Below are 17619 nucleotides of genomic sequence, written 5' to 3'. Positions count from 1 at the left end.
AAAGTATGAAGAACTGGAAAACGCTGCTTCTCGGTATCGCCATGATCGCGAATACCAGTTTCGCTGCCCCGCAGGTTGTCGATAAAGTAGCGGCTGTCGTCAATAATGGCGTTGTTCTGGAAAGCGACGTCGATGGTTTGATGCAATCGGTAAAGCTTAACGCCGGCCAGGCCGGGCAGCAGCTGCCGGATGATGCAACCCTGCGTCATCAGATCCTTGAGCGTCTGATCATGGACCAGATAGTCCTGCAGATGGGCCAGAAAATGGGCGTGAAGATCTCTGACGATCAGCTCGACCAGGCTATCGCCAACATCGCGAAACAAAACAATATGACCATGGATCAGATGCGCAGCCGTCTGGCCTACGATGGCATTAACTACAACACCTACCGTAGTCAGATTCGCAAAGAGATGACGATTTCGGAAGTGCGTAACAACGAAGTGCGTCGTCGCATCACCGTTCTGCCGCAGGAAGTTGAAACTCTGGCAAAACAGATTGGCGATCAGAACGACGCCAGCACCGAGCTGAATCTCAGCCACATCCTGATCCCGCTGCCGGAAAACCCGACCTCCGAGCAGGTTGCAGAGGCTCAGGACCAGGCAAACTCAGTCGTTGAGCAGGCGCGCAGCGGTGCAGACTTCGGCAAATTAGCTATCACCTATTCTGCCGACCAGCAGGCGCTGAAAGGCGGCCAGATGGGCTGGGGTCGTATTCAGGAGCTGCCGGGTATCTTCGCCCAGGCGCTGAGCACAGCGAAAAAAGGCGACATCGTCGGTCCGGTACGTTCCGGCGTTGGCTTCCATATCCTGAAAATTAACGATATGCGCGGCGGCAGCAAAAACATCTCGGTTACCGAAGTTCACGCCCGCCATATCCTGCTGAAACCGTCGCCGATCATGAACGACGATCAGGCTCGGGCGAAGCTTGAACAGATCGCGGCTGACATTAAGAGCGGAAAAACTACCTTTGCGAAAGCGGCTAAAGAGTTTTCGGAAGACCCAGGCTCTGCTAACCAGGGCGGTGATTTAGGTTGGGCGACGCCGGATATCTTCGATCCGGCCTTCCGCGACGCGATTCTACGCCTCAACAAAGGCCAGACCAGCGCGCCGGTTCACTCCTCCTTTGGCTGGCACCTGATTGAGCTGCTGGATACCCGCAACGTCGACAGAACCGACGCCGCGCAGAAAGACCGTGCTTACCGCATGCTGATGAACCGTAAATTCTCTGAAGAAGCGGCGACCTGGATGCAAGAACAGCGCGCCAGCGCCTACGTTAAGGTTCTGAGCAACTAATAGCATTAGCCTCATACACAACATCACTCAGGGTGTATCGAGGCGGCTAGCAAATCGCCCCGGTCTCTGACCAGGGCGACGAAACGTAGCCAGTGAGAAGCCTGAAGGATGAAGTGTATGAATCGAGTTGTTATCACTCCCGGTGAACCCGCCGGGATTGGCCCCGACCTCGTGGTGCAGCTTGCACAACGCGACTGGCCGGTAGAGCTGGTGATTTGCGCCGATGGCGCGCTGTTATCTGACCGGGCGAAGCTGCTCGGTCTTCCTTTATCTCTTCTGCCTTACGACCCCACCGTTCCCGCTACGCCGCAGCGCGCAGGCACCCTGACGCTTCTCCCCGTTGCGCTCAATGCGCCTGTTGAACCAGGCCTGCTCAACGTGAGCAACGGAAGCTACGTGGTGGAAACGCTGGCTCGCGCCTGCGATGGCTGTCTGAACCGCGAATTCGCCGCGTTGATTACCGGGCCGGTACATAAGGGGATTATCAACGATGCCGGTATCGCTTTTACCGGCCATACCGAATTCTTCGAAGAGCGCTCGCAGGCCAGTAAAGTGGTGATGATGCTGGCAACCGAAGAGCTGCGCGTGGCGCTGGTGACCACTCACCTGCCGCTTAAAGCGATAAGCGATGCGATTACGCCTGAGCTGCTGCGCGAAATCATCACTATCCTGCATCACGATCTGCGGACCAAATTTGGCATTAAAGATCCGCACGTGCTGGTTTGCGGCCTGAACCCGCACGCGGGCGAAGGCGGCCATATGGGCACAGAAGAGATCGATACCATTATTCCGGTGCTGGAAGAGATGCGCGCAAAGGGCATGAATCTGAGCGGCCCGCTCCCGGCAGACACCCTGTTTCAGCCAAAATATCTCGACCATGCCGATGCGGTACTCGCGATGTATCACGATCAGGGCCTGCCCGTGCTAAAATACCAGGGCTTTGGCCGCGGCGTGAATATTACGCTCGGTTTACCATTTATTCGCACTTCCGTTGACCATGGCACCGCGCTTGAACTTGCGGGCCAGGGGAAAGCGGAAGTCGGCAGTTTTATCACGGCGCTTAATCTCGCCATCAAAATGATTGTTAATACTCAATGAATAATCGAGTCCATCAGGGCCACTTAGCCCGTAAACGCTTCGGGCAAAACTTTCTCAACGATCAGTTTGTGATCGACAGCATTGTCTCGGCCATCAACCCGCAGAAAGGTCAGGCGATTGTTGAAATCGGCCCCGGCCTCGCCGCGCTGACCGAACCGGTTGGCGAGCGTCTCGACCAGCTGACCGTTATCGAGCTGGACCGCGATCTGGCCGCGCGACTGCAAACGCATCCGTTCCTCGGACCGAAGCTAACGATTTATCAGCAAGATGCGATGACCATGAACTTCGGCGAGCTGTCGCAGAACATGGGCCAGCCGCTGCGCGTATTCGGCAACCTGCCGTACAACATTTCGACCCCGCTGATGTTCCATCTGTTCAGCTATACTGATGCCATTGCCGATATGCACTTTATGCTGCAAAAAGAGGTGGTCAATCGTCTGGTTGCCGGGCCGAACAGTAAGGCGTATGGTCGACTAAGCGTAATGGCGCAGTACTACTGCCAGATTATCCCGGTGCTTGAAGTCCCGCCGAGCGCCTTTACGCCGCCGCCTAAAGTCGATTCCGCCGTGGTGCGCCTGGTGCCTTACCGCACGCTGCCGCATCCGGTGAAAGAAGTGCGCGTACTGAGCCGTATCACGACCGAAGCGTTTAACCAGCGTCGAAAAACGATCCGCAACAGTCTCGGCAATCTGTTCAGCGTTGAGGTTCTGACCGAACTGGGTATCGATCCGGCGAAACGCGCAGAGAATATTTCCGTGGCGCAGTACTGTCAGCTAGCTAACTGGTTATCTGAGAACGCGTCCACCAAGGAGAGCTAACCATGATTAATTCGCCCCGAGTTTGTGTGCAGGTGCAAAGCGTCTATATCGAATCGCAATCTTCTCCCGAAGAAGAGCGCTACGTCTTCGCTTATACCGTCACCATACGTAATCTGGGGCGGACTCAGGTTCAGCTTCTTGGTCGCTACTGGCTTATCACCAACGGCCACGGTCGTGAGACCGAAGTACAGGGTGAAGGGGTTGTCGGCGAGCAGCCGCATATTCCGGCCGGTGGCGAATTTCAATATACCAGCGGCGCGGTTATTGAAACGCCGCTGGGCACCATGCAGGGACATTATGAGATGATCGATGTGAACGGCGCGCCGTTCTCCATTGACGTCCCTGTTTTCCGTCTCGCAGTACCCACTCTCATCCATTAAAACAATGTCTACATACCTTATTGGCGACGTTCACGGTTGCTACGATGAACTGATCGCATTATTAGAGCAGGTGGAGTTTAATCCTGAGGTTGATACGCTGTGGCTCACGGGCGACCTGGTCGCGCGCGGCCCTGGTTCACTCGAAGTACTGCGTTTCGTGAAACTGCTTGGCGATAGCGTACGCATTGTGCTGGGCAATCACGACCTGCATCTGCTGGCGGTCTTTGCCGGTATCAGCCGCAACAAACCGAAAGACCGACTGAAATCGCTGCTTGAAGCGCCGGATGCCGACGAACTGCTCAACTGGCTGCGGCGTCAGCCGATGATGCAAATCGATGAAGAGAAAAAGCTGGTGATGGCTCATGCCGGGATCACCCCACAGTGGGACCTGGAAACCGCCAAACAGTGCGCTCGCGATGTGGAAGCCGTACTCTCCAGCGATTCCTATCCCTTCTTCCTCGATGCCATGTACGGCGATATGCCGAACAACTGGAGCAACGAACTCAGCGGTCTGGCGCGCCTGCGCTTTATCTCTAACGCCTTTACCCGCATGCGCTACTGTTTTCCTAACGGACAGTTGGATATGTATGCCAAAGAGGCGCCGGAAAATGCCCCCGCGCCGCTCAAACCGTGGTTTGCTATTCCTGGCCCGGTGGCCAGCGAGTACAGCATTGCCTTTGGTCATTGGGCTTCGCTGGAAGGAAAAGGGACGCCGGAAGGGATTTACGCGCTGGATACCGGCTGCTGCTGGGGCGGCGATCTCACCTGTCTGCGCTGGGAAGATAAGACATACTTCACGCAACCTTCGAACCGGCAGACTAATCTTGATGAAGGCGAAGCGATCGCTTCCTGAGAAAAGTCCCCCGGTGAGCCATAGCCACCGGGGAAAGCTTTAACGACGCTCCAGAATCTCGAAGCAGTAGCTGTGGGAGTTCTGCGCATCAGCGTCGTGAAACTCGCTGAATACCGACTCCCACTCATCCGGATCGTAATCCGGGAAATGGGTATCGCCTTCCACTTCCGCATCAATATGCGTCAGATAGAGCTTATGCGCTTTCGGCAGAAACTGCTCGTAAACGCGACCACCGCCGATCACCATCATCTCTTCAACATCGCCGCAGGCGGCAATGGCTTCGTCGACCGATTTTACCCACTGCACGCGATCGTCGGTACCGGGCTGGCTGCTAATCACGATATTTTTACGTCCCGGTAACGGGCGACCGATGGATTCCCAGGTCAAACGACCCATCACTACCGGTTTGTTTAAGGTATTGCGCTTAAACCAGGCGAGATCGGCAGGCAGGTTCCATGGCATGGCGTTTTCCATACCGATGACGCGATCTACCGCTAACGCCGCAATCAGACTGATCATTGATTAATTCCCGAATGCAAAAAATTGCCGCCACTATACGGAAAGCGTAATACTTCGTCGACTGGGCGGAGAGTAAAGAATCAGAAAATTTTAAGATTTGCTGGCAAGCCCACGTAAGCCACGTGAGCCGCCAGAACAGGATCTAAATTGAAAACAAATTGTTACTTGTAAAGCTAGCGTAACACCCTGAATGCACTTTATGCCGAGGGCTTATCCTGCGGCTCATCAGCGACGTCACCCGTGTGCCGCCCCTCTTCCGTCCCCTGCCAACCGTGACGCTGCACCAGCGACAGATGATTACGATCTTCGTTGATAATGCCTGTCAGCATATCGCTGGTACGCTTGAACACCGCCACTCGGGATGCCGCATCGTTTTCCGCCATCGCTACCATCTCTTCAACCATTTGCAGGTTGAAACGGCGGAACAGGTCAGCTCGTTCGCGAGCCTCGTACGCCCCCAGACCTAGCGCCTCCAGGGTCATACGCCCGGATTTCAGCGCCGCTTCGAAAGTTTCACGTTCCGGCGCTTCGACGCCGGCCTGGCGCAGTTTGATGTAATGATCGACATCGCGGGCGCGGGAGATTATCTGCAGATGCGGGAAGTGTTCTTTTGCCAGCTCCGCCAGCTGCAGGCTGGTCTGCGGATCGTCGATGGCGTTAATCAGCACTTCCGCTTTTTCCGCCCCTGCGGATTCCAGCAGATCAACCCGCGTCGCGTCGCCGTAAAACACCTTCATATCAAACTTACGCAGGGTATCGACGTGGTCGGGGTCGTGATCGAGGATAACCATCTTCACGCCGCTGGAGAGCAGCACGCGACCAGCAATCTGCCCATAGCGCCCGAATCCGGCGATGATGACTCGCGGTTGCTCTTCATCAATCTCATCGGCTTCACGCTCCTGGCCGCTGGCGGATTTTTCCAGACGGGTCAGCAATACCAGCAGGATTGGCGTCGCCGCCATTGATAGCGCAACGGCCAGGGTCAGCGCCTTCGCCCACTCGCTATCCAACACATCGGCCATCTGCGCTGCGCCGAACACCACAAAAGCAAACTCACTTCCCTGCCCCAGCAGTACCGCAAACCAGCGACGCTGGGCGCGCGGTACGCCTAACGGTTTAGCAATCAGCCACAGCATCACGGACTTGATAACCAGGAAACCCACCAGCAGAATAAGAATGCGCAGCGGGTGAGTCACCAGGGTACCGAAGTCGATAGACATCCCGACGCCGATAAAAAACAACCCCAGCAGCAGGCCTTTAAACGGCTCAATATCGCTTTCCAGCGCATGACGGTACTCGGAGCTTGCCAGTAATACTCCGGCAAGGAACGCCCCCATCGCCATCGACAGCCCAACTTCTTCCAGCAGCAGCCCGAAGCCAAACACCAGGAACAAGGCCACGGCGCTGAACACCTCACGCAGGCCGGAGCGCGCGACAAAGCGCAGCATTGGCCTCGTCAGATAGCGGCCGAGCGCCACCACCAGCGCCAGCGCGCCCGCCACCTTCAGCGCTGACAGAGCAAACGCCCCCAGCGTCGTTGAACCGCCGCTCGCCGCCAGCAGCGGGATCATCGCCACCAGCGGAATTGCCGCGATATCCTGGAACAGCAACACCGCAAAGGCGCTCCGGCCCAGCTGCGTCACCGTCAGGTTACGTTCGTTCATCGCCTGCATAGCGATCGCCGTTGAGGAGAGCGCCAGCGTCATGCCAATCAGCTCCGCTACCTGCCAGCGCAGGCCTAGCGACATACAGAACAGGCCGATCAGCGCCCCGCAGACCACCATCTGCAACGCCCCGCCGCCAAATACCGAAGCGCGCAGCTTCCAGAGACGCTGAGGATCCAGTTCCAGGCCAATAACAAAAAGCATCAGCACCACGCCGATTTCGGCAAAATGCAGAATCGACTCGGCATCGGTGACCAGCCGTAGCCCCCACGGGCCAATAATACAGCCAGCGATTAAGTAGCCGAGCACCGACCCCAGCCCAAGACGTACGGCAATCGGCACAATCAGCGCCGCGGACCCCAAATAGATGAGCGCCTGTATGAGCGTATGGCTATCCATTATTGTGCGCCTCCTGCCATTCAATTAAGCGTTGCCGATAGTGGCGCGCTTGCGCCTGAAGAGTTTCGTCATCGCAGACAAAGGTGCAATGCATGGCAAACGGCGGCAGCCATTTCATCCCGCAGTACAGACCCGTCGCCTGCAGCGGTTGCGCCAGAACGTCAAAACCGGGGAATGAACCGATAGCAAAGTGGCTTTCGCCGCCACCGGTGGTCACCGCCCACATCAGCGATTTCCCGCGCAGCGCGATACCATTGTGGCCGTATGCCCAGCCGTGCGATAACACCTTATCCATCCACAGCTTCAGTAGCGGCGGCACGCTGTACCACTGCATCGGATGCTGCCAGATAACCAGATCGGCGCGGGCCAGCGCCGCCTGTTCGGCGGCGATATCGATATTGAAATCGGGGTAAAGTTGATAGAGGGAGCGTATCTCTACGCCATCAAGCGTCCCTGCCTGCTCAAGCATCCGCTTATTCGCATGCGAGTGCTGCGGATAAGGGTGCGCATAAATTATGAGAATCATTGATTAGCCTGCGTTAGCTCTTGTTGTAATCAGCAAGAGTGTAGACAGTTAATTGAATCGCTTACAATGATAAGTGTGATTTATACCCGTCATACTTCAAGTTGCTTATGCGTTGGCTACGCGCGTTCACCCCAGTCACATAGTTATCTATGCTCCCGGGGATTTACTCCCTTGCCGCCTTTAAGCAACTCGAATTATTTAGGGTTTAATCTCATAGTGTTACGCATTCCGCGGTTGTTTGGTGGCCGCGACATCCGGCTGAGTGGTATCGAGGTCGCACTTCTTCGGCAGCAGGAAGGTAATGGTCCCGGCAATAATTAACGATCCGGCCAGTGCGCAAACCGCCACGTTCTGCCCGTAAAGATAAATCATCACCCCCACCAGATAAGGACCGCAGAACCCACCAAGGTTACCCAGGCCGTTAATCACGCCGCGCGCGCTACCGGCTACCTCCGGCGAGGCGATACGTCCAGGCATCGACCAGAAGGGGCTGGTTGCCGATTTCAGGAAGAAGCCGCAGACCACCAGCGCGATATAGGCCGCCACCACATGTTCACGCAATAATACCGAGGCCACCAGCGCCGCTGCGAAGCAGTAAAGCGAGAAACGAACCCACAGACGGCGTTTGCCGCTGCGGTCGCTGAACAGCGAAATCACGTAGATCCCTGCCAGCGTCGCCATGAACGGCAGTATGGCGAGGAACCCGACGCTGGCCATGCTACCGCCGGTCAGCCCCTTCAGGATGGTCGGCAGCCACAGCGTGTAGCCATAATCACCGGTCTGGTAGAAGAAGTTGAGGATCACCAGCTTCATCAGGCCAGGGTTGCGAAACACGTCTTTGACCGGCGCGTTGCTTACCGGCGCTTCCGCCAGCTTCGCCGCCCGCTCGGCGGCCAGGGTGCTGACCAGATAATGGCGTTCACTTTCCGGCAACCAGCGCGCCTCTTCCGGACGGTCGCTAATCATAAACCACCACACCACCAGCACCACTATCGACAGCAGACCTTCGATAATAAACAGCCAGCGCCAGTCGAGCGCCGCGATAATCGCACCCGACACCGGCGCGGTCAGCATGCCGCCCAGCGGGGCAAACATCATCACGAAAGCATTCGCCCGACCGATCTCTTTCTCCGGGAACCAGTTGCTGATCATGGTCAACACTACCGGCAGCATTCCCCCTTCAGAAACGCCGAGAATAAAACGCAGCACCAGCAGCTGATATTCGTGCGTGACAAAACCGGTGGCGATAGAGACCACCGCCCAGGCCACCAGCGACCAGGCAATAAATTTCTTCCCACTGCCGTTTACCGCAATTCTGCCGCCGGGAATTTGCAAAAATAAATAGCCAATAAAAAATATTCCGCTGGCGACACCGGCCATCTGGCTGGTAATACCTAAATCGGTTTCCATTCCACCGGGCAGCGCAAAGCTAATATTAACCCGGTCCATAAACGAAATAATACAGGCGATCAACACCGGCGTAATAATACGCAGCCAGCGGGTGCTGGGAATTTTATCGTTCATATATCGCACTCTCTATGCAGAGGTTATCATTGTAATAAAGTGAGCGTAGGGGCAGAGAAAAAGAGATGATAATTAATTAATCGCGTTGGGTAATTCCGCACCGGAGAAATAAGCGACTACGTTGGCGTATACCACATCGCTCATTTTCTGCCGCGTCTCGTGAGTGGCGCTGGCAACGTGCGGTTGCAGGACCACATTATCGAGCGCAATGAGTTCAGCCGGTACGTTTGGCTCATCTTCGAAGACATCAAGACCCGCTCCGGCGATAACACCGTTTTGTAACGCATGAATCAGCGCTTTTTCGTCCACCAGCGAGCCACGGGCGATATTAATCAGCCAGGCGTGTTTCGGCATGACGTTAAACACGGAAGCATCAATCAGCCCGCGGTTAGCTTCGCCGCCCGAAGCCGCGATCACCAGAAAGTCGCTTTCGTGGGCCAGCGTGTGCAGATCCGCGCACCACTGATAGCGCAGTCCTTTAACCTTTTTGCGATCGGTATAGAGCACTTCCATATCGAATCCGCTCGCGCGGCGGGCGATAGCCTGACCGATATTGCCCATCCCCAGCAGGCCAATGCGTTTGCCGCTCACCTGGGTTGCCAGCGGCAGTCCGCCGTTCAGCCAGCGCCCTTCTCGTACAAAACGATCGCCCTGACACAGCTGACGCGAACCGGCCAGCAACAGCCCCATCGCCAGGTCGGCAACATCGTTGGTCAACACGCCGGAAGTGATAGAGACGGCAATTTGCCGGGAACGCGCGAAATCTACATCGACGGCATCAGTACCCACGCCGAAGATAGCAATCAACCCAACGTGCGGCAGCAGCTCCAGAACGCTATTCTGTACGCCAACATCGCCTCGGGTCACGACGGCAGCAATGTTCTCCCCCTGCTCGCGCAGAAAAGCGATCGGGTCTTCCTGCTCATACAGGCGATACAGCGGAAACTCGGCGGCCAGTTGCGCCTGCAGAGTGTCAATAACGGGGGCCACTAAAAGGACGGCGCGGGTAATAGCATTATTCATCAGATCACCTGTTTGATAGTTCAGTACGACGGTAGTCACTATCAAACGGGTTTTCTGTGTGGTTTTTTGCGATCTGCGTCACGCTGAATCGTGTTAAAAATAGCTGTTACGCTCTCCGTGATCGCTAAGACAAAACCGGCCTTCTGCAGGTGGGCTGTGGGCAATGCGTTAACTTTCTGCTAACACCGCGCTATCTGCGCTCTACCAGGTTTAAATCGTTTCCCCCATCGACAGCCGATAATGCAGATCCACTTTTTCAATGGTAGGCAGTCCTTTGATTTTCTTAATTAAGATCTCTGTCGCGACTTTACCCATTTCAAAGCGCGGGGTCAGCACGCTGGCAAGACGCGGGGACACTATCTGCCCAATCTCCAGGCCATGAAAACCGGCGATCGCCAGCTCCTGCGGTACATTGATACCGGAAGCGAGGCACTCCTGTAACACGCCGACCGCCAGATCGTCATTGGTACACAAAATTGCGTCCATATCGGCATACATCTGCCGCGCCAGGGTCATCATTCCAGTCCCTATCGATACCGACGATACCTTATTCGGTGCGATACGTCCCTGCGGCAATCCGGCACTGGTCATCGCCTGGCAGTAACCCGCGTAGCGCTGCTCGTCGCGCACGTCAGACATCGAGCCAAAGTAGATAACCCGCCGCTTGCCGCTCGCCAGCAGCATATTGGTCATATCAAATCCGGCTTTGACGTTATCGAAGCCGACATTAATGCGCCCGACGTTGTCCGTCAGCCCCATCACTTCAGCCACGGGAATTTTCGCCGCATTGAGGTATTTATCCGCCCGTAGCGTGTGGGCCGACTCGGTTAGCAGCAGACCTTTGACGTTGAAGGCCAGCACGGCGGCAATTTGTTCCTCTTCACGCTGGCGGTCGTAATCATAGTTCACCACCAGCGTCTGGTAGCCGTGGGCTGCGGTGACTGATTCAATCCCGGCCAGCAGATCGGCAAAAATTTGATTATGAAAGGAGGGAATAAGTACGCCAATACGCGGAACGGCAACGCTAATCATCGCCGGGTTATCGGGATCCGGCTCATAGCCGATTTCGGCAATGACGCTGGCGATACGCTCCGCCGTTTCAGGCTTCACTTTATCCGGCGTGCGTAAATAGCGGCTAACGGTCATTTTGGTTACGCCCGCCAGCGCTGCAATATCATTGAGCGTAATGCGTTGTGCTTTCATCTATCGGCCTGTCAAATACATCCACTGCATCAGGCCATTATGCCTGCCGCTGGTTGAAAAGAGAATCTTACCGCTGTCCGGTTAACCCGCTGAGCGACGGTAATTTCCGCCCCGCTTCACGTTTAACGTAACCCCTTTTAGTAACATGATTTTGAGTGATCTGCATCACAGTTTTACCCGTCGAAAATCCGTGAGATAGAGCACAGGTTATTCCACTTACGTTGAAGTATGACGGGTATATATTCAGCCGTTAATCAGGATATCAAGATGAAAGATCTTTTCAGCTTACAAGGCAAACGTATTTTAATTACTGGCGCGGGACAGGGTATTGGTTTTGTCATGGCGCAGGGCCTTGCGCAATATGGTGCAGAAATTATTATTAACGATATTTCGGCATCGCGCGCTGATGATGCGGTAATGAAATTACGCGATGAAGGCGCTATCGCACATGCGGCAGTATTTAACGTTACCGATGCCGATTCCGTAGAAAAAGCCATTAATCAAATTGAAAATGAAATTGGCGTAATTGACGTGTTATTTAATAATGCCGGAATTCAGCGCCGCCACCCGTTTACCGAATTTCCGGTACAGGAGTGGAACGACGTTATTTCGGTCAACCAAACCGCCGTATTTCTCGTTTCCCAGGCCGTCGCCAAACGCATGATTGACCGCCGGCAGGGAAAAATCGTCAATATCTGCTCAATGCAGAGCGAACTCGGGCGCGACACGATAACCCCATACGCTGCGGCGAAAGGCGCAGTAAAAATGCTGACCCGTGGGATGTGCGTCGAGCTGGCGCGCTATAACATCCAGGTCAACGGTATTGCGCCAGGCTACTTTAAAACCGCCATGACCCAGGCGCTGGTTGATGATAAAGCATTCACCGACTGGCTGTGTAAACGTACGCCCGCCGCCCGCTGGGGCGACCCGCAGGAGCTGGTTGGCGCAGCGGTCTTTTTATCATCCAAAGCCTCGGATTTCGTTAATGGCCACCTGCTGTTCGTCGACGGCGGGATGCTGGTTGCCGTCTGAACAAGGAGCTCACTATGGCAGGGCAATGCATTATTTTAATGGGCGTCTCCGGGACCGGCAAAACCACCGTCGGTCAGGCTTTAGCCCAGGCGCTTGGCGCAAAATTTATTGATGGCGACGATCTGCATCCACGCAAAAATATCGTCAAAATGGCCGCCAGCCAACCGCTTGATGATGACGATCGCCAGCCGTGGCTGGAACGTATCGGCGATGTGATTTTCAGCCTCGGGCAGAAGAACGAATCCGGCGTGCTGGTGTGCTCGGCGCTGAAAAAGCGCTACCGCGACCAGCTGCGAGAGGGCAATCCCCATTTACGCTTCCTGTGGCTGACCGGCGACTACGACTGCATTTTGCAGCGTATGCAAGCACGTAAGGGCCACTTTATGCCGGAGGCCCTGCTTCGCAGCCAGTTCGCCGCGCTGGAAACCCCGGACGCCAGCGAAAACGACATTTTAGCCGTCGATATTGCGCCCGATGTCGCGAGCATTGTGGCGCACTCCATCACGTTACTCGACCATCATCAATTACAGGGGATCCCGGCATGATTATCGATACCTTAACCGCCGCCGCCAATAATAGCTTTTACCCGCCGGTCATCCGTCAGGCGCTGCTGGCAGTTCTGCAGCAGGAGCCGCACGCTCTGCCGCCGGGGAAATACACCGTCGATGGTGATAATCTGTTTTTTACCGTCGTTGAAGGCAGCACTAAACCGCTCGCGGAGCAGCGTCCGGAATATCATCGTCAGTACATAGATATTCATATTGTGCTGAAAGGCGAAGAAATTATCGGTGCCGGTAATAAGGGTCTGGAGATCGTAGAAGATGGGCCATTTAATACGGCGCATGATATTGGATTTTGCCGGACAATCAGCAGCGAAACGCTGATTCATCTTCATCCTGAAGAGCTGGCAATCCTGTTCCCTGGCGAACTGCATCGGCCCATGGCGGCGATGGATGCGGGCGCGCCGCTGCGCAAGATTATCGTCAAAATCGACAAGGCCTTGCTTTAATCATCCGGCCCCGCCGCACTTCTCGCGGGGCCAGGGATAACGCTTAGTTATCCAGTTCATCCATCGATTTCACCTGATCGCGATTGATCTGCTCGGTGCGGCCAGTTTCCGCGTTTTTGTAAGACACCAGCCCGGTGTCTTCATCTACCTGTGGTTTGCCATCAGTCACAATGGTTCTGCCATCGGTAGTTTTTAGCGACTGATTGGTTGAACACCCGGCGACGGTAAACAGTGCAGCAGCGGTAAAAATCGCCGCAGTGAGTGGTTTGAATTGCATCGTGTTTCTCTCCCGTTATTCAGTCAAAAATAATACCCCAAATAATTCGAGTTGCAGGCAGGCGGCGACGCAGCGAACACCAGGAGCTTACTCCAGTAAGTGACTGGGGTGAGCAAGTATAGCCAACACACCTGCAACTTGAAGTATGACGGGTAAATCACCCTAACCACTTTAGGCTAGCTGACTGAACAGGGAGAGAAAACCAGAACTCTCCGAAGTGGCGTTTTAGCGCGAACGCGTCTGTTTTTGCTCGAAGCTCACCGCCGCGCCAATCAGGTTGGCTTCGTTACGATACTGGCAGAGCAGAACCTGCGGCAGGAATTCTGCCAGTTCTTTCTCTTGCACCAGTTCAGCCAGGCGCTGCTTAATACCGGCAAAAATCTTATCGCTGGCGGAGATACCGCCGCCGATAATCAGGCAGTCAGGGTCGTAGCACACTTGTAAATTAAACAGCCCCACGGCCATCCAGTGGTAAAACTGCGCCACTTCCTGCTGTGCGATATCGTCCCCCTCTTCCGCCAGGCGAAACACGTCAGCGCCAGCGATCGAATCTATCGGCAGAGACATTCTCTGCGCATAGCGTCGCGCCATTGCCACCGCGGTGGCCAGCTCGCTAAAGGTCTGCCCATCGTCGAGCGTCATCAGGCCAAACTCTCCCGCATAGCGATGGCTGCCGCGCCGCAAGGCCTTGTTTTCGACGATCGCCCCGCCCACGCCGGATCCGACGATCACAAATAGCACGTGGTTATAGTCACGCCCCGCCCCCAGCGCCGCCTCGGCGATCCCCGCCGAATTGGCGTCGTTCTCAATGCACACCGGCAACGAGAATAGCGTCTCCAGCTCTTCGACAATCGCAAAGTGGTGGATATAAGGAATGGCGCTCAGTCCGCCAATCACCCCGCGCTGCGCGTCAACGCTTCCCGGCGCGCTGATGGAGACGCCCTCAATTTCATAGCGTTGCTGAAACTGCTGGCAGATGCTCAGCAGCTGCGCTTTCATCTCCGGCCAGCTGGCTGGCGTCTTGATAGACGCAGTATCGGCTAATGCACCTTGCTGCCAGACGCCATACTTTATCGCGCTACCGCCCCAATCAAACAACAGAATAGCCATAACAGATCCTTGATTATATTCCTGTAAACAGGCTGATTTTGTCCGGAATGACAATTTTGCCCACCCCCGAACGTTTTTTAATTTTCATCAATATTAAAATAAATAGCCTTGTTATTCATATGCCTTTAGACACAAACAAGGGTAGCCATCGCCAGCTCGTCATCGAGCGATAAATTTTTAGCCACAGGGAGCCTCACGGTTATGGACAGGATTAAAAAATTGCTCATCCCATTAACAATATCAACCCTGGCTGGATGCGCCGATATGGCCCCTCCGGATTACAGCCAGATAAAACTGAATCCCCACTACGACGAATGCCGCGAGTTTGCCGATAAGGTCTACAAGAACGGTGGCTATGTTGAGTTTGTTGATGACTGGATAGTGAAAATGGACGAAAAAAAAGCGAGGGCAATCGTCAGTGGATGCGTGGTCAACATGGAAAAAGGGAGCGTACAAGAAATCAAAACTGACATAAACCTCAAAGCCGCGCGCTATGGGCTCCTCGCTGGCATGTGCACCAGTACGGATTGTGAATTCGACAGCGAGCAGCAATTGAAGGCTTATACCCTGGGCAGCTACTACTCAGCATTTAAAAAATACCCCGAGCAGCTTAAAACGAGTTATTAAGCCTGTTTGAACGGGTTTATTAGCTGTATTAGCTCAAACTTGATCTGGCACTGTTACTGCACAGGGCTTAACCTAAGCTGACAGTCCGCTTTGTGCCAAAAACGGACATTAATACGTGGGGGTCAACAATGGGTGTGAATTCTTCTGCTGAATCGATTCCTGTGCTAATATAACCTCATAGGGGATGGCATTCCCCCTTGAACCGCCATGTGGCTAATGATGCCTGCATTTATTCCCGGACCGGGAAGATGCAGGCTTATCGTTTTATCAGCTATGCAGCGTTGTGTGTCCGGGATGATTAACCATCTGAGGATGCTTCAATGCGCTCAAATCACTTCCTGCTCAATAATTCAATCAGTTCTCTTGCGCAATGGCTTGGCCTTGCTTTCCTGATCGCCGTGCTGACCGGCACAGCTTCTGCGTTTTTTCTGTTTTCCCTTGACTGGGCTACGGCGACCCGGCTCAGACACCATTGGCTTATCTGGCTGCTTCCCTTTGCAGGATTTGCCGTGGGATGGGTTTATCTGCGCTACGGAAGTTCAGTAGAAGGCGGGAATAACCTGGTGCTCGATGAAATTCATGATCCCCAAAAAATTATCCGTCTGCGCATGGCCCCGCTGGTATTTATCGGCACTGTTGTTTCGCATCTCTTTGGTGCTTCTGTTGGGCGCGAAGGGACCGCAGTACAGATGGGGGCCTCCATAGCCGATCAGTTTACTCGCATGTTTGGCCTGACGCCGGATACCCGACGTATTGTCCTGATGGCCGGTATCAGTGCCGGTTTCTCATCAGTATTCGGCACCCCTCTCGCGGGCGCCATTTTTGGGCTTGAGGTTCTGGCCGTAGGGCGGATGAATTACAACGCATTAATACCGTGTATTTTCGCTGCCATTGTGGCCGATCAAACTGGGTTATTATGGGGAGTACATCATACTCATTACTCTGTCTCGTTTATTCCTCATATGTCTGCCTGGGCACTGATTGCTGTCATCATCGCCGGTGGGCTCTTTGGTCTGACTGCCAGGGCTTTTGCCAGCGCAACACATGCCATCGGCAGTTTCATGAAGAAGACTATCCATTATGCGCCACTGAGACCGTTCATTGGCGGACTGGTAGTGGCTGTGTCGGTCTTTTGCCTGGGTGCTGATCGCTATATCGGTCTAGGTATTCCCGTTATCGTTGACGCCTTTCATCAGCATCTGGCTCCATGTGATTTCCTGGGAAAACTGATATTTACGGTCACTTCTCTGGGCACAGGTTTTAAAGGTGGGGAAGTCACACCGCTCTTTTATATTGGGGCCACACTGGGTAACGCGCTGGCTCCAGTGCTGCATTTACCGGTCAGTTTTCTGGCCGGGATTGGCTTTGTGGCCGTCTTTGCCGGAGCTGCGAATACCCCTGTGGCTTCAACACTGATGGCGATTGAGTTATTTGGCTCTGAGATGGGCGTTTATGCTGCACTGGCCTGTGCTGTTGCCTGGCTGATATCGGGTTATACCGGCATTTATCGGTCCCAGCGCGTAGCCTGCCTGAAACATGGCTTCGTGCCAGAGCATATTAAACTTGCTGATGTCCCTGACTGGTTGGCAAACAATGTAAAGTCCCGGAAACCGAAAAGCAGCGAAACCTGTTCGGCAGAGGTGAATAAGTGAAGATGGAAACGCTATCGACGCTACGAATCTATATCCCGTCAGGCACCAGGGTAAAAGCATCGGGATTTATGAAAAAACTTACTGCTCCTACATTGAGCCATTATCTGCTGCGTCAGGCCAGGGCAGAGGGAGTACCTCAGGCTATCATCCACAACGTAAGTGCAGGGTATCTTGTCGGGATGAAAATAAGCTATTCCCATCATGAAATTAAAGCAGATGCTCACCCGGAATGCCTTGAACTGATTGGGCATGTAGCTGAATTAAAAAAATTCATCGCTGATTATGAAGAGCATCTCGAAGGATTGCGCTGCATCATCTCAATGTCTGAGGAACACACCATCATTTCTGAAGAAGTATGACCATGAATGAAATACATCCGTTGTAATAGCTCGGATAGCTCTGAGTCACCATGGGTTCAAAGGCAACTGCGTGCAAGTAATGGGCTGGGATTAGCCCATTACTTGCAGACACAGACAAATATCATGAATGTCCGTTATTCGCTCAAAGCAGACTGTCAGATTTGATTGTATGCTGCCAGTGAAAATCGTCAGGTCAAGTCTGAGCTAATACATATTAGCATACAAAAAAAAGCGCCTCCGGTGTCAACCACCGG

19 protein-coding genes and 1 riboswitch are annotated in these 17619 nt (G+C 54.3%); of the genes, 11 read left to right on the top strand and 8 right to left on the bottom strand.

The window, feature by feature from the left end:
* The first annotated feature begins 5 nt into the window (after positions 1-5).
* From surA to apaH, 5 genes are all read left to right on the top strand, one after another.
* Positions 6-1292 carry a peptidylprolyl isomerase SurA gene (gene surA, locus FN082_RS06515; protein WP_139536922.1) on the top strand — a complete coding sequence of 429 codons (1287 nt, stop codon included), beginning with the start codon at positions 6-8 and terminating at the stop codon, positions 1290-1292.
* 108 nt (positions 1293-1400) lie between these two features.
* Entirely contained in the window at positions 1401-2390 is a 990-nt protein-coding gene (gene pdxA, locus FN082_RS06510) for a 4-hydroxythreonine-4-phosphate dehydrogenase PdxA (protein WP_185931950.1), read from the top strand.
* The gene (gene rsmA, locus FN082_RS06505; protein ID WP_142981320.1) at positions 2387-3208 is read left to right on the top strand and encodes a 16S rRNA (adenine(1518)-N(6)/adenine(1519)-N(6))-dimethyltransferase RsmA; all 822 of its coding nucleotides are present in this window, start codon (positions 2387-2389) and stop codon (positions 3206-3208) included. The genes pdxA and rsmA overlap by 4 nt, the downstream gene beginning before the upstream one ends.
* 2 nt (positions 3209-3210) lie before the next feature.
* Positions 3211-3588 carry a Co2+/Mg2+ efflux protein ApaG gene (gene apaG / locus FN082_RS06500; protein WP_139536920.1) on the top strand — a complete coding sequence of 126 codons (378 nt, stop codon included), beginning with the start codon at positions 3211-3213 and terminating at the stop codon, positions 3586-3588.
* Between the two features lie 4 nt (positions 3589-3592).
* Positions 3593-4441, top strand: a complete 849-nt coding sequence (gene apaH / locus FN082_RS06495) for a bis(5'-nucleosyl)-tetraphosphatase (symmetrical) ApaH (protein WP_139536919.1) — start codon at positions 3593-3595, stop codon at positions 4439-4441.
* A gap of 39 nt (positions 4442-4480) precedes the next feature.
* Here the strand turns inward: apaH and folA are convergent, their stop codons facing one another.
* From folA to FN082_RS06465, 6 genes are all read right to left on the bottom strand, one after another.
* Positions 4481-4960, bottom strand: a complete 480-nt coding sequence (gene folA / locus FN082_RS06490) for a type 3 dihydrofolate reductase (RefSeq protein WP_004098524.1) — start codon at positions 4958-4960, stop codon at positions 4481-4483.
* Between the two features lie 197 nt (positions 4961-5157).
* On the bottom strand, positions 5158-7023 hold the full coding sequence (kefC, locus tag FN082_RS06485; protein WP_142981319.1) for a glutathione-regulated potassium-efflux system protein KefC: 1866 nt from the start codon (positions 7021-7023) through the stop codon (positions 5158-5160).
* Positions 7016-7549 carry a glutathione-regulated potassium-efflux system oxidoreductase KefF gene (gene kefF / locus FN082_RS06480; protein ID WP_139536917.1) on the bottom strand — a complete coding sequence of 178 codons (534 nt, stop codon included), beginning with the start codon at positions 7547-7549 and terminating at the stop codon, positions 7016-7018. The genes kefC and kefF overlap by 8 nt, the downstream gene beginning before the upstream one ends.
* Before the next feature lie 219 nt (positions 7550-7768).
* The gene (locus FN082_RS06475; RefSeq protein WP_139536916.1) at positions 7769-9073 is read right to left on the bottom strand and encodes an MFS transporter; all 1305 of its coding nucleotides are present in this window, start codon (positions 9071-9073) and stop codon (positions 7769-7771) included.
* Between the two features lie 72 nt (positions 9074-9145).
* Entirely contained in the window at positions 9146-10096 is a 951-nt protein-coding gene (locus tag FN082_RS06470) for a 2-hydroxyacid dehydrogenase (protein WP_139536915.1), read from the bottom strand.
* Positions 10097-10306: 210 nt separating this feature from the next.
* On the bottom strand, positions 10307-11299 hold the full coding sequence (locus FN082_RS06465; protein WP_142464326.1) for a LacI family DNA-binding transcriptional regulator: 993 nt from the start codon (positions 11297-11299) through the stop codon (positions 10307-10309).
* A 267-nt stretch (positions 11300-11566) separates the two neighbouring features.
* Between FN082_RS06465 and idnO the strand changes: the two genes are divergently transcribed.
* From idnO to FN082_RS06450, 3 genes are read left to right on the top strand one after another with little or no spacing between them, the layout of a single operon-like run.
* Entirely contained in the window at positions 11567-12331 is a 765-nt protein-coding gene (gene idnO, locus FN082_RS06460) for a gluconate 5-dehydrogenase (RefSeq protein ID WP_139536913.1), read from the top strand.
* 14 nt (positions 12332-12345) lie between these two features.
* Positions 12346-12876, top strand: coding sequence for a gluconokinase (locus FN082_RS06455; protein ID WP_139536912.1), 531 nt, complete (start codon positions 12346-12348; stop codon positions 12874-12876).
* Positions 12873-13340, top strand: a complete 468-nt coding sequence (locus FN082_RS06450; RefSeq protein WP_139536911.1) for a YhcH/YjgK/YiaL family protein — start codon at positions 12873-12875, stop codon at positions 13338-13340. Before FN082_RS06455 ends, FN082_RS06450 begins: the two co-directional genes overlap by 4 nt.
* A 43-nt stretch (positions 13341-13383) precedes the next feature.
* Here FN082_RS06450 and FN082_RS06445 read toward each other — a convergent pair whose 3' ends face one another.
* Positions 13384-13617 (bottom strand): YgdI/YgdR family lipoprotein, encoded by a 234-nt coding sequence (locus FN082_RS06445; protein WP_139536910.1) that lies wholly within the window; start codon positions 13615-13617, stop codon positions 13384-13386.
* A 225-nt stretch (positions 13618-13842) separates the two neighbouring features.
* Positions 13843-14727: an ROK family protein gene (locus tag FN082_RS06440; RefSeq protein ID WP_142981318.1), complete on the bottom strand. Its 885-nt coding sequence runs from the start codon at positions 14725-14727 to the stop codon at positions 13843-13845.
* A gap of 201 nt (positions 14728-14928) precedes the next feature.
* On the opposite strand from FN082_RS06440, the gene FN082_RS06435 reads away from it, so the two are divergent.
* From FN082_RS06435 to FN082_RS06425, 3 genes are all read left to right on the top strand, one after another.
* Positions 14929-15354: a hypothetical protein gene (locus FN082_RS06435; RefSeq protein ID WP_142464328.1), complete on the top strand. Its 426-nt coding sequence runs from the start codon at positions 14929-14931 to the stop codon at positions 15352-15354.
* A gap of 171 nt (positions 15355-15525) precedes the next feature.
* Positions 15526-15587: riboswitch (Fluoride riboswitch) on the top strand.
* Positions 15588-15674: 87 nt separating this feature from the next.
* Complete coding sequence (locus tag FN082_RS06430) at positions 15675-17006, top strand: voltage-gated chloride channel family protein (RefSeq protein WP_142981317.1); 1332 nt, start codon at positions 15675-15677, stop codon at positions 17004-17006.
* Positions 17003-17365 (top strand): hypothetical protein, encoded by a 363-nt coding sequence (locus FN082_RS06425; protein ID WP_142981316.1) that lies wholly within the window; start codon positions 17003-17005, stop codon positions 17363-17365. Before FN082_RS06430 ends, FN082_RS06425 begins: the two co-directional genes overlap by 4 nt.
* Positions 17366-17619: the final 254 nt, after the last annotated feature.

It is taken from the genome of Klebsiella spallanzanii (assembly GCF_902158555.1).
GTDB lineage: Bacteria > Pseudomonadota > Gammaproteobacteria > Enterobacterales > Enterobacteriaceae > Klebsiella > Klebsiella spallanzanii.
This window is presented reverse-complemented; position numbering and strand designations above follow the sequence as displayed.

Excerpts from the sequence above, each read along its gene's own strand:
- FN082_RS06430 (WP_142981317.1), top strand. The coding sequence starts at position 15,675 with ATGCGCTCAAATCACTTCCTGCTCAATAATTCAATCAGTTCTCTTGCG.
- apaH (WP_139536919.1), top strand. The coding sequence starts at position 3,593 with ATGTCTACATACCTTATTGGCGACGTTCACGGTTGCTACGATGAACTG.
- pdxA (WP_185931950.1), top strand. The coding sequence starts at position 1,401 with ATGAAGTGTATGAATCGAGTTGTTATCACTCCCGGTGAACCCGCCGGG.
- FN082_RS06465 (WP_142464326.1), bottom strand. The coding sequence starts at position 11,299 with ATGAAAGCACAACGCATTACGCTCAATGATATTGCAGCGCTGGCGGGC.
- apaG (WP_139536920.1), top strand. The coding sequence starts at position 3,211 with ATGATTAATTCGCCCCGAGTTTGTGTGCAGGTGCAAAGCGTCTATATC.
- FN082_RS06435 (WP_142464328.1), top strand. The coding sequence starts at position 14,929 with ATGGACAGGATTAAAAAATTGCTCATCCCATTAACAATATCAACCCTG.
- surA (WP_139536922.1), top strand. The coding sequence starts at position 6 with ATGAAGAACTGGAAAACGCTGCTTCTCGGTATCGCCATGATCGCGAAT.
- rsmA (WP_142981320.1), top strand. The coding sequence starts at position 2,387 with ATGAATAATCGAGTCCATCAGGGCCACTTAGCCCGTAAACGCTTCGGG.
- FN082_RS06450 (WP_139536911.1), top strand. The coding sequence starts at position 12,873 with ATGATTATCGATACCTTAACCGCCGCCGCCAATAATAGCTTTTACCCG.
- kefC (WP_142981319.1), bottom strand. The coding sequence starts at position 7,023 with ATGGATAGCCATACGCTCATACAGGCGCTCATCTATTTGGGGTCCGCG.
- folA (WP_004098524.1), bottom strand. The coding sequence starts at position 4,960 with ATGATCAGTCTGATTGCGGCGTTAGCGGTAGATCGCGTCATCGGTATG.
- FN082_RS06455 (WP_139536912.1), top strand. The coding sequence starts at position 12,346 with ATGGCAGGGCAATGCATTATTTTAATGGGCGTCTCCGGGACCGGCAAA.
- FN082_RS06445 (WP_139536910.1), bottom strand. The coding sequence starts at position 13,617 with ATGCAATTCAAACCACTCACTGCGGCGATTTTTACCGCTGCTGCACTG.
- FN082_RS06440 (WP_142981318.1), bottom strand. The coding sequence starts at position 14,727 with ATGGCTATTCTGTTGTTTGATTGGGGCGGTAGCGCGATAAAGTATGGC.
- FN082_RS06475 (WP_139536916.1), bottom strand. The coding sequence starts at position 9,073 with ATGAACGATAAAATTCCCAGCACCCGCTGGCTGCGTATTATTACGCCG.
- FN082_RS06470 (WP_139536915.1), bottom strand. The coding sequence starts at position 10,096 with ATGAATAATGCTATTACCCGCGCCGTCCTTTTAGTGGCCCCCGTTATT.
- idnO (WP_139536913.1), top strand. The coding sequence starts at position 11,567 with ATGAAAGATCTTTTCAGCTTACAAGGCAAACGTATTTTAATTACTGGC.
- kefF (WP_139536917.1), bottom strand. The coding sequence starts at position 7,549 with ATGATTCTCATAATTTATGCGCACCCTTATCCGCAGCACTCGCATGCG.